The 11,744-nt window shown below is 69.2% G+C and carries 7 protein-coding genes; 3 read left to right on the top strand and 4 right to left on the bottom strand.

Annotated features, from left to right (window positions below; genetic code table 11):
* Positions 1-127: 127 nt before the first annotated feature.
* The 4 genes from ABT001_RS35125 to ABT001_RS35110 all read right to left on the bottom strand — a co-directional run bounded on the left by ABT001_RS35125 (position 128) and on the right by ABT001_RS35110 (position 5,149).
* The gene (locus ABT001_RS35125; protein ID WP_351285673.1) at positions 128-1,738 is read right to left on the bottom strand and encodes a glycerol-3-phosphate dehydrogenase/oxidase; all 1,611 of its coding nucleotides are present in this window, start codon (positions 1,736-1,738) and stop codon (positions 128-130) included.
* 12 nt (positions 1,739-1,750) lie between these two features.
* Positions 1,751-3,280 carry a glycerol kinase GlpK gene (gene glpK / locus ABT001_RS35120; protein ID WP_351285672.1) on the bottom strand — a complete coding sequence of 510 codons (1,530 nt, stop codon included), beginning with the start codon at positions 3,278-3,280 and terminating at the stop codon, positions 1,751-1,753.
* A gap of 39 nt (positions 3,281-3,319) precedes the next feature.
* On the bottom strand, positions 3,320-4,111 hold the full coding sequence (locus ABT001_RS35115; protein WP_351285670.1) for an MIP/aquaporin family protein: 792 nt from the start codon (positions 4,109-4,111) through the stop codon (positions 3,320-3,322).
* Between the two features lie 273 nt (positions 4,112-4,384).
* Positions 4,385-5,149, bottom strand: a complete 765-nt coding sequence (locus ABT001_RS35110; protein WP_351285668.1) for an IclR family transcriptional regulator — start codon at positions 5,147-5,149, stop codon at positions 4,385-4,387.
* A 239-nt stretch (positions 5,150-5,388) separates the two neighbouring features.
* Between ABT001_RS35110 and metH the strand changes: the two genes are divergently transcribed.
* The 3 genes from metH (at position 5,389) to ABT001_RS35095 (ending at position 11,646) form a co-directional block, all read left to right on the top strand.
* Positions 5,389-8,901: a methionine synthase gene (gene metH / locus ABT001_RS35105; RefSeq protein ID WP_351285667.1), complete on the top strand. Its 3,513-nt coding sequence runs from the start codon at positions 5,389-5,391 to the stop codon at positions 8,899-8,901.
* A gap of 139 nt (positions 8,902-9,040) precedes the next feature.
* Positions 9,041-9,739, top strand: a complete 699-nt coding sequence (locus ABT001_RS35100; RefSeq protein WP_351285666.1) for an HAD family hydrolase — start codon at positions 9,041-9,043, stop codon at positions 9,737-9,739.
* Between the two features lie 314 nt (positions 9,740-10,053).
* Entirely contained in the window at positions 10,054-11,646 is a 1,593-nt protein-coding gene (locus tag ABT001_RS35095) for an ABC transporter substrate-binding protein (protein WP_351285675.1), read from the top strand.
* Positions 11,647-11,744: the final 98 nt, after the last annotated feature.

Genomic DNA, 11,744 nt, shown 5'->3' with positions numbered 1-11,744 from the left:
ACTCGCCCCAACACGCACCTCACACTTCGCAGCACTCCGCCCCACCGGATAAATCCGATGGGGCGGAACGAAGGGGCATTCGCCAACAGCATCCGGGAAGGAGCCGCCCCTCGTTCCGTACGGGCCCTCAGCGCCCTTCGGCCAGCATGTCCTCGACCTGGGACCGGACGGCGTCCGTCGCCAGTCCACGGACCGTCAGCGTCGTCCGGCGGCGCAGCACGTCGTCCGCCGTCTCGGCCCACTCGCGGTCCCGCGCGTACGCCACCTGGGCCCAGATCTCCGGGGCGTCGGGGTGGATGCGCTCGGCCAGCGCCCGGTTCTCGTTCGCGAGCCGTGCGATGTCGAAGGAGAGCGAGCCGTAGTGGGTCGCGAGGTGGCGGGCCGTGTCGGCGGCCATCCGCGGCCCCGGCGTACCGCCGTCGACCATCAGCCGGTGCGCGACGGCGTTCGGGTTGGCGATACCGGGCAGCGGCACCTTCTTCGGCAGCCGGGCCATCGGCTCCATGTCCTCGGCGAGGGGGTGCCCCGGCAGCGCGGCCAGCTTGTTCATCACCGTACGGCCGATGTGGCGGAACGTCGTCCACTTGCCGCCCGCGACCGACAGCATTCCGCCGCGGCCCTCCGTCACGACCGTCTCCCGCTTGGCCTTGGACGTGTTGCCCGGTCCGCCGGGCAGCACCCGCAGCCCCGCGAAGGAGTACGTGATCAGGTCACGGGACAGCTGCTGGTCCCGGACCGAGAACGCCGCCTCGTCCAGGATCTGCGCCGTGTCCTTCTCGGTGACCGCGACATCGGCCGGGTCGCCCTCGTACTCCTCGTCGGTCGTACCGAGCAGCAGCATGTCCTCCCACGGCAGGGCGAACGTGATCCGGTACTTGTCGATCGGCGTGGCCAGCGCGGCCTTCCACGGGCGGGTGCGTTTGAGGACGAGGTGCGCGCCCTTGGACAGACGTATGGACGGCGCCGCGTTCGGGTCCTCCAGCTTCCGCAGGTGGTCGACCCACGGGCCGGTGGCGTTCAGCACGAGGCGTGCGTCGACGCCGAACTCCGTACCGTCCTGACGGTCCTCCAGCTCGGCGCCCGTGACCCGGCCCCTGGTGAACCGCAGCCCGGTCACCGCGGCGTGGTTCAGGACGACGGCGCCCGCGTCGACGGCCGCGCGGACCGTCATCAGCGCCATCCGGGCGTCGTTCATCTGGTCGTCGCCGTAGACCGCGACGGCCTTGAGGTTGTCCGTGCGCAGCTCGGGTACGTCGCGCTGCGCACGGGCGGGGCTGATCACGTGGCCGACGCCGTCACCGAACGCGGACAGCGCCGAGTAGGCGAAGACGCCCGCGCCGAGCTTGGCGGCGCCGTGCGGCCCGCCCTTGTAGACGGGCAGGTAGAAGGTGAGCGGGTTGGCCAGGTGCGGGGCGACCTGACGGGACACCGCGCGCCGCTCGAAGTGGTTCTCCGCGACCAGCTTCACCGCGCCGGTCTGGAGGTAGCGAAGACCGCCGTGGAGCAGCTTGGAGGAGGCGGAGGAGGTGGCGCCGGCGAAGTCGCCGGCGTCCACCAGGGCCACCCGCAGTCCGGACTGCGCGGCATGCCAGGCGGTGGAGATGCCCAGGATGCCGCCGCCGATCACCAGGAGGTCGTACGTCGCCTTGGAAAGCTGCTCCCGGGTCTCGGCACGGCTCGGGAGGGAGCCGGAGGCCGGATGCGTCCCGAGGGCGGGGACGCTCTGCAGGGTGGTCATGTCGATTGCTCCTCAGCTCTCTTCGTCCTCGATCCAGCCCATGGTCCGTTCGACGGCCTTGAGCCAGCTCTTGTACTCGCGGTCACGCGTGGCCGCGTCCATGCGGGGTGTCCACTCGGCGGCACGGCGCCAGTTGGCGCGCAGCGCGTCGGTGTCCGGCCAGAAACCGACGGCGAGACCGGCGGCGTAGGCGGCGCCGAGGCAGGTGGTCTCGGCGACCATGGGGCGCACCACGGGTGCGTCCAGGAAGTCGGAGAGCGTCTGCATCAGCAGGTTGTTGGAGGTCATGCCGCCGTCGACCTTGAGCGCGGTCAGCTCGACACCGGAGTCCTTGGTCATGGCGTCGCTGATCTCGCGGGTCTGCCAGGCGGTGGCCTCGAGCACGGCGCGGGCGATGTGTGCCTTGGTCACGTAGCGGGTGAGGCCGGCGATGACACCGCGGGCGTCGGGGCGCCAGTACGGGGCGAACAGGCCGGAGAACGCGGGCACGAAGTACGCGCCGCCGTTGTCCTCGACCGACGAGGCGAGCGTCTCGATCTCGGCCGCGGACTTGATCAGGCCCATCTGGTCGCGCATCCACTGCACCAGCGAACCGGTGACGGCGATGGACCCCTCCAGGGCGTAGACCGGCTTCTGGTCGCCGATCTGGTAGCCGACGGTCGTCAGCAGCCCGTTGTACGAGTTCACCGGGGTGTGGCCGGTGTTCAGCAGCATGAAGGTGCCGGTGCCGTACGTGGACTTGGCCTCGCCCTGGGCGAAACAGGTCTGGCCGAACAGGGCGGCCTGCTGGTCGCCGAGCGCGGAGGCCACCGGGATCCCGTCGAGGACGCCGCCCTTGGCGGTGCCGTAGACCTCGGCGGAGGACCGGATCTCCGGAAGGACGGAGGCCGGGATGTCCAGTGACTGGACGATCTTGTCGTCCCACTGCATCGAGTGGAGGTTCATCAGGAGGGTGCGCGAGGCGTTGGTGACGTCGGTGACGTGGACGCCGCCGTCGGTGCCGCCGGTCAGGTTCCAGATGACCCAGGAGTCCATGGTGCCGAAGAGGATGTCGCCCCGTTCGGCGCGCTCGCGCAGCCCCTTCACGTTGTCGAGCAGCCAGCGGATCTTCGGGCCGGCGAAGTACGAGGCGAGCGGCAGGCCCGTCTCGCGGCGGAAGCGGTCCTGTCCGACGTTGCGGCCGAGCTCCTTGCAGAGGGCGTCGGTGCGGGTGTCCTGCCAGACGAGGGCGTTGTGGACGGGCTCACCGGTGTGCTTGTCCCAGAGCAGGGTGGTCTCGCGCTGGTTGGTGATGCCGATCGCCTTGACGTCGGCGGAGGTGATGCCGGCCTTGACGATCGCCCCCGCGACGACCTCCTGGACGTTCTCCCAGATCTCGGTCGCGTCGTGCTCGACCCAGCCGGGCTTGGGGAAGATCTGCTCGTGCTCCTTCTGGTCGACGGAGACGATCCGGCCGTCCTTGTCGAAGACGATGCAGCGGCTGGAGGTGGTGCCCTGGTCGATGGCCGCGATGAACGGGCCGGTGGTGTGTGCGTCGGTCACGGTTGGCTCCCGGAAGTCTGTGTCGTGTGGAGAGGTGGCTCAGGCGAAGGCGAGGTTGTAGAGCCCGCCGGCCAATGCGGCCCCGATGAGCGGTCCTACCACCGGTACCCAGGCATAGCCCCAGTCCGACCCGCCCTTGTTCGGGAGTGGCAGCAACGCGTGCACGATCCGCGGACCGAGGTCGCGCACCGGGTTGATCGCGTAACCGGTCGGGCCGCCGAGCGAAAGGCCGATGCTGACGACCACCAGCGAGGTGATCAGGGCGCCGAGCACGCCGAGGCCGTTGCCCTCGTCGTTGAGGCCCTGGGTGAGGATCGCCAGGACGAGTACGAACGTGGCGATGATCTCCGTCACGACGTTCTGCACCCCGTTCCGGATCTCCGGACCCGTGGTGAAGATCCCGAGCACGGGGCCCGCGGCGGGTGCCGACTTCTGGTCGACCAGGCCCTCCTCGGCCGGCTGGTCCTTCAGGACCTCGGGATCCGTGAGGTGCGCGTGGAACTGCCCGTAGTAGACGGCCCAGACGAGTACCGCACCGATCATCGCGCCGAACAGTTCGGAGGCGAGGTACAGGGGTACATCGCTCCAGGCGGTGCCTCCCTGGATCGCGAGGCCGATCGTGACCGCCGGATTGAGATGGGCGCCCGAGACGCCGGAGGCTATGTAGGCACCGGTCAGCACGGCGAAGCCCCACCCGAAGGTGACGGCCAGCCAGCCGGCGTTCTGCGCCTTGGAGCGCTTGAGCGTGACGGCGGCACAGACACCGCCGCCGAGCAGGATGAGTACGGCGGTACCGATGGTCTCGCCGATGAAGATGTCGGAGCTGGACACCCGCGACTCCTTTGTCCTTCGTCCAGGGGAAGGCGAAACACCGGGTCCCTCCGGTGGATCGCGGCCCCAGGTGGGTACCTGTCGAGGACGGGCACGTCACCTGTAGGGCTTGACCGGCCCTCGGCACTGTCACACCCTAACGCGTATTGCCGTTAGGTGTTCGGCAATGCCGACCGGTGAGCGGCAATGTTTCTCCCCGACGGGTGGTGCGTCAAGGGGTCTGTGACGTGGGACTCGATCGTTACCGGCACCACGGGAGTGCCCGGCGGGTGCTCAGAAGCGTCCGGCACCCAGGTCCCGGGAGACGGCGCGGGCACAGTCCCGCACGGCCGCGACGAGCTCGGGCCGCAGCTCGCCACCGGCGCAGACGCGTTCCACGGCGCCCGTCACGGCCACGGCGCCGACCGGCATCCTGCGCCGGTCGTGGATGGGTGCGGCCACCGCCGCCACGCCCTCCCAGGTCTCCTCGACGTCCGCCGCCCAGCCCTGCGCGCGGATCAGGTCGAGCAGTGACTCGAACTCGTCCGCGTCCGTCACGGTGCGCGGTGTGAACGACCGCCGCTCGGCCTCGGCGGCCTCGCTGTGGGCGACCGGGTCGTAGGCGGCGATGACCTTGCCCAGGGCGGTCGAGTGCAGCGGTTGCATGGCGCCGACCTCGAGCACCTGACGGCTGTCGTCGGGCCGGAAGACGTGGTGGACGATCAGGACCCCGTGCTGGTGCAGCACGCCCAGGTGGACGCTCTCGCCGCTGGAGCGGGCCAGGTCGTCGGTCCAGACCAGGGCGCGCGCCCGCAGCTCGTGCACGTCGAGATAGCTGTTGCCCAGGCGCAGCAGCTCGGCGCCGAGCTGGTAGCGGCCCGACGCGGAGTCCTGCTCGACGAAGCCCTCGTGCTGGAGGGTGCGCAGAATGCCGTGCGCGGTACCTTTGGCGAGGCCCAGTGACGACGAGATGTCCGACAGGCCGAGCCGGCGCTCGCCGCCCGCCAGCAGACGCAGCATCGCCGCTGCCCGCTCGAGCGACTGGATGTTCTTCGCCATCGCGCCGTACTCCTCCACCTCGGTTCGACAATGCTGAACACTATCGGTCGATGCCGACCTCTGTCCGGTGGCGCGAAGATTATGCGTCACTCACGAGGGGGGCCGTTCACCGCACAGCATGCAGTCCGCCCCGTGGGACGCGACGACCGGCCCGGCCGCCTCCCCGCTACGCTGGCCGCGTGCCCCCCTCCACAGAGGGGCGCAAAGCCGACAGCCGTCGCATCCCAGGGAGAACATCCATGGCCTCGTCGCCGACCCCCTCAGCTGACAGCCGGAACCGAGCCGCAGCGCTCCGTGAGGCGCTCGCCACCCGGGTGGTGGTGGCAGACGGTGCCATGGGCACCATGCTCCAGGCCCAGGACCCCACCCTCGAGGACTTCGAGAACCTCGAAGGCTGCAACGAGATCCTGAACGTGACCCGGCCCGACATCGTCCGCTCGGTGCACGAGGAGTACTTCGCCGTCGGCGTGGACTGTGTCGAGACCAACACCTTCGGAGCCAACGCCTCCGCCCTGGGCGAGTACGACATCCCCGGCAGGATCCACGAGCTCTCCGAGGCCGGCGCGGCCATCGCCCGCGAGGTCGCCGACCGGTTCACCGCGTCCACCGGACAGCAGCGCTGGGTGCTCGGCTCCATCGGCCCCGGCACCAAGCTGCCGACGTTGGGCCACGCCCCGTACACGGTCCTGCGTGACGGCTTCCAGCAGAACGCCGAGGGCCTGATCGCAGGCGGTGCCGACGCGCTCATCATCGAGACCACGCAGGACCTCCTGCAGACCAAGGCCGCCGTGCTGGGTGCCCGGCGCGCCCTGGACGCGATGGGCAGCGACCTCCTGGTGCTGTGCTCGCTGGCCTTCGAGACGACCGGCACCATGCTGCTCGGATCGGAGATCGGTGCCGCGCTGACCGCGCTCGAACCGCTCGGCGTCGACATGATCGGCCTGAACTGCTCGACCGGCCCCGCCGAGATGAGCGAACACCTGCGCTACCTGACGCGTCACTCCCGCATTCCGCTGCTCTGCATGCCGAACGCCGGGCTGCCCGTGCTCACCAAGGACGGCGCGCACTTCCCGCTCGACGCCGAGGGCCTGGCCGACGCCCAGGAGACCTTCGTCCAGGAGTACGGCCTCTCGCTCGTCGGCGGCTGCTGCGGCACGACGCCCGAGCACCTGCGACAGCTGGTCGAACGCGTGCGTGGCGCCGAGCTCACCCCCCGCGCTCCGCGCCCCGAGCCGGGTGCGGCCTCGCTCTACCAGACCGTCCCGTTCCGCCAGGACACCTCGTACCTCGCGATCGGCGAGCGTACGAACGCCAACGGATCCAAGAAGTTCCGCGAGGCCATGCTCGAGGCACGCTGGGACGACTGCGTGGAGATGGCCCGCGACCAGATCCGCGAGGGCGCGCACATGCTCGACCTGTGTGTCGACTACGTGGGACGCGACGGGGTCGCCGACATGGAGGAGCTGGCGGGCCGGTTCGCCACCGCCTCCACCCTGCCGATCGTCCTGGACTCCACGGAGCTGCCCGTCCTGCGGGCCGGCCTGGAGAAGCTGGGCGGACGCGCGGTCCTCAACTCCGTCAACTACGAGGACGGCGACGGCCCCGAGTCCCGCTTCGCGAAGGTCAGCGCCCTGGCCTCCGAGCACGGCGCGGCGCTGATCGCGCTGACCATCGACGAGGAGGGCCAGGCCCGCACCGTCGAGCACAAGGTCGCCATCGCCGAGCGGCTCATCGAGGACCTCACCACCAACTGGGGCATCCACGAGTCGGACATCCTCATCGACTGTCTGACCTTCACGATCTGCACGGGGCAGGAGGAGTCCCGCAAGGACGGGATCGCCACGATCGGCGCGATCCGCGAGCTGAAGCGCCGTCACCCCGAGGTGCAGACCACGCTGGGCCTGTCCAACATCTCCTTCGGCCTGAACCCGGCCGCCCGCGTCGTCCTGAACTCCGTCTTCCTCGACGAGTGCGTCAAGGCGGGGCTGGACTCCGCGATCGTGCACGCCTCCAAGATCCTGCCGATCGCCCGGCTGGAGGAGGAGCAGGTCAAGGTCGCCCTCGACCTCATCCACGACCGGCGCGAGGAGGGCTACGACCCCCTGCAGCGGCTCATGGAGCTCTTCGAGGGCGTCAACATGAAGTCGATGAAGCAGGGCAAGGCCGAGGAGCTCCTCGCCCTGCCGCTGGACGAGCGGCTCCAGCGCCGCATCATCGACGGCGAGAAGAACGGCCTGGAGCGGGACCTCGACGAGGCACTGGAGAGCAGGCCCGCCCTCGACATCGTCAACGACACCCTCCTCGAAGGCATGAAGGTGGTCGGCGAGCTCTTCGGCTCCGGCCAGATGCAGCTGCCCTTCGTGCTGCAGTCCGCCGAGGTCATGAAGACCGCGGTGGCCCACCTCGAACCGCACATGGAGAAGTCGGACGCCGAAGGCAAGGGCACCATCGTGCTGGCCACCGTCCGCGGAGACGTCCACGACATCGGCAAGAACCTCGTCGACATCATCCTCTCCAACAACGGCTTCAACGTGGTCAACCTGGGCATCAAGCAGCCCGTATCCGCGATCCTGGACGCCGCCGAGGAGCACCGCGCCGACGTCATCGGCATGTCGGGCCTTCTGGTGAAGTCCACCGTGATCATGAAGGAGAACCTCCAGGAGCTGAACCAGCGCAAGATGGCGGCCGACTACCCGGTGATCCTCGGCGGAGCCGCCCTGACCAGGGCATACGTCGAACAGGACCTCCACGAGATCTACGAGGGCGAGGTCCGCTACGCCCGCGACGCGTTCGAGGGCCTGCGGCTGATGGACGCCCTCATCGCGGTCAAGCGCGGGGTACCGGGCGCCACCCTCCCCGAGCTGAAGCAGCGCCGCGTGCCCAAGCGGGACACCCCCGCGGCCGAGGTCGTGGAGCCCGAGGAGGGTGTGCGGTCCGACGTCTCGGTCACCAACCCGGTCCCCGAGCCGCCGTTCTGGGGCACCCGGGTCGTCAAGGGGATCCAGCTCAAGGAGTACGCCTCCTGGCTGGACGAGGGTGCCCTCTTCAAGGGGCAGTGGGGCCTCAAGCAGGCCCGTGCCGGTGACGGACCGACGTACGAGGAGCTCGTGGAGCGGGAGGGCAGGCCGCACCTGCGCGGCTGGCTCGACAAGCTCCACACCGAGAACCTTCTGGAAGCCGCCGTCGTCTACGGATACTTCCCCTGCGTCTCGAAGGGCGACGACCTGATCCTGCTGCACGAGGACGGTTCGGAGCGCACCCGCTTCACCTTCCCGCGCCAGCGCCGGGGCCGCCGTCTCTGCCTGGCGGACTTCTTCCGGCCCGAGGAGTCGGGGGAGACGGACGTGATCGGTCTCCAGGTCGTCACCGTGGGCTCGAAGATCGGCGGCGCCACGGCCGAGCTCTTCGAGTCGAACTCCTACCGCGACTACCTGGAGCTGCACGGGCTGTCCGTGCAGCTGGCCGAGGCGCTCGCCGAGTACTGGCACGCGCGGGTCCGCAGCGAGCTGGGCTTCTCCGGCGAGGACCCGTCCGACGTCGAGGACATGTTCGCGCTGAAGTACCGCGGCGCGCGCTTCTCCCTGGGTTACGGCGCCTGCCCCGACCTGGAGGACCGGGCGAAGATCGCCGAGCTCCTGGAGCCCGAGCGGATCGGGGTGAAGCTCTCCGAGGAGTTCCAGCTCCACCCCGAGCAGTCCACCGACGCGATCGTCATCCACCACCCGGAGGCGAAGTACTTCAACGCACGGTAAGCGGCCGTTCGGCGCATGGTAAGGATCACTCCGCGCGCCGTACGGGCACGAGTCGTAGACTTGTCGGTCCAGTGCAGGCCGGTCGCCGTTCCCACCGGGACGGCGGCCGGCCTTCTCGTCCCTCATGGAGGTGTGCCGGATGACCAGTACGGTCCCCGCGTCCCTGACCCGCACGGCCGAAGGGCCGACGCTGCAAGCCGTCCTTCTCGACATGGACGGCACACTGGTCGACACCGAGGGATTCTGGTGGGACGTGGAGGCCGAGGTCTTCGCCGACCTCGGTCACCAGCTGGACGAGGCGTGGCGCGACGTGGTGGTCGGCGGGCCCATGACCCGCAGTGCCGGCTACCTCATCGAGGTCACCGGCGCCGACATCTCCCTGGAGAAGCTCACCGTGCTGCTCAACGACCGTTTCGAGAAGCGCATCGGGAACGGGGTCCCGCTGATGCCGGGCGCCGCCCGTCTGCTCGCCGAACTCTCGGCGCACGAGGTGCCCACCGCCCTGGTCTCCGCCTCGCACCGGCGCATCATCGACCGGGTCCTGGACTCCGTCGGCCGTCACCACTTCGCCCTCACGGTCGCGGGGGACGAGGTGACCCGCACGAAGCCCCACCCCGAGCCCTACCTGGCGGCGGCGGCGGGCTTCGGTGCCGATCCCTGGCGCTGCGCGGTCGTCGAGGACACCGCCACGGGGGTCGCGGCGGCCGAGGCTGCGGGCTGCCGCGTCGTCGCCGTGCCGTCCGTGGCGCCGATCGCGCCTGCCCGGGGCAGAGCGGTCGTGCCCTCCCTGGAGCAGGTGGATCTCGCCTTCCTGCGGGGTCTGGTCGCCGATGCGTGACAGCTGATGCACGGAACGCTTCCACGCACCGGAAAATCAGGTCCATGTCAATGCACCCCTGAGCGCGCCAAGACGTGATGTTCGCCACTCGATATGACGTCGGTGGCGCCTCCCGGTCGGCCCCGCCGTCCGTTTGGCTATCCCATACGTCCGGGTTGGTGAAGGGGTGTACGAAACATTCCCGAGCGTGACATGGACAACCCGTCATCGGTGATCACCGAATGGATACGCGGACGACCGGCACCGGTCAAATCGCTCTGCGGCGCCTACTAATCTCGGTTTTCTCACATGCCGGAATGAGGGAGAACGTCCAGATGAACCGCAAGACGCTGGTGCTGCCGGCCGTAGTGGGCCTGCTCGCACCCGTGCTCGCCGCCTGTGGCGGGTCGGACGACGGCGGCGATGCCATCGTGGTCGGGACGACGGACCAGTTCATCGCCACGAAGGACAACCCGGCCCCCCTCGACCCGGCCATCGGTTACGAGGCCGGTGTCTGGAACGTCCTGCGCCAGACCGTGCAGACCCTGACCCACATACCGCGGGGCGGCGGCGAGCCGGTCCCCGAGGCCGCCGAGAGCTGCACCTTCACGGACACGGCGAACGAGAGCTACCGCTGCACGCTGCGTGACGGACTCACCTTCGCGGACGGCACCCCGGTCAGCCCGGAAGACGTGAAGTACTCCCTCCAGCGTGTGATCGACATCAAGGACGAGAGCGGCCCGGTCGGCCTGCTCGACAACATCGACACGATGGAGACCAAGGGCGCGAACGAGATCGTCTTCCACCTGAAGACGTCGGACGCCACCTTCCCCTACAAACTCGCCACGCCGACCACCGGCATCGTGCAGAAGGACAAGTACCCGGCGAAGTCGGCCCGCGAGGGGTTCCAGGTCGACGGATCGGGCCCGTACACGATGAAGCCCGAGGTCGAGGGCGACAGGATCGTCAAGGTGGTCTTCACCAAGAACCCGAACTACAAGGGTGACCTGAAGATCAGGAACGAGAAGGTCGAGCTGGACCTCTACCCCGACTCGGCGGCGATGGGCAAGGCGCTCGACGAGAAGAAGATCGACATGATGACGCGCACCATGTCGCCCGCGCAGGCCCAGAAGATGCTGGAGAAGCCGGAGGAGGGCGTCAAGCTCACCGAAATGCCCGGCTTCGCCATCCGCTACCTCGCGTTCGACACCGAGGACCCGGCGGTGGAGAACAAGGCCGTGCGCCAGGCCATGGCCCAGGTCATCGACCGCGGGGCCATCGCCAGCACGGTGTACGGCAGCACCGCCGAGCCGCTCTACTCGATGATCCCGTCCGGCATCACCAGCCACACCAACTCGTTCTACAACAAGTACGGTGAGCCCGATGTGGAGGCGGCCGCCGAGCTCCTGGACAAGGCCGGCATCAGCACACCGGTGAAGTTCACGCTGCACTACACGACGGACTACTACGGGCCCGCCACCAAGGCGGAGTTCGAGGCGCTGGCGAAGCAGCTCAACGACACGCGACTGTTCGAGGTCGACATCGAGGGAACGCCCTGGGACAAGTTCCGCCCCGCCCAGAAGAAGGGCGAGTACACGGTCTACGGCATGGGCTGGTTCCCGGACTTCCCGGACCCGGACACCTACATCGCGCCTTTCCTCGACGAGAACAACTTCCTCAACTCGCCGTACAAGTCCCTCGAGGCGCAGAAGGAACTGATCCCCCAGTCCCGCCGTGAGGCCGACCGCAGTGCCGCGAGCCCGGCCTTCGAAAAGCTTCAGGACATCATCGCCGTCGACGTCCCCCTCCTGCCGGTCTGGCAGGGCAAGCAGTACGTCGCCTCGCTCGACGGGCTGAACGGCGTGGAGTGGGCCGTCACCTCGTCCGCCGACCTCCAGCTCTGGGAGCTGACCCGCGGCGAGTCCTGACGCGGCGGTGCCCGAGAACCGGCGCGGGCCGGGGCCTTCCGGGCCGGGTCCCATCGCGAGCCGGACGGCGCCTAGCCTCGCGCTTTCATGAAGTGGGC

The organism is Streptomyces sp. NPDC002793 (genome assembly GCF_040295485.1).
GTDB lineage: Bacteria > Actinomycetota > Actinomycetes > Streptomycetales > Streptomycetaceae > Streptomyces.
Note: the sequence above shows the minus strand (reverse complement) of the source record. Positions and strands in the feature narration are given on the sequence as shown.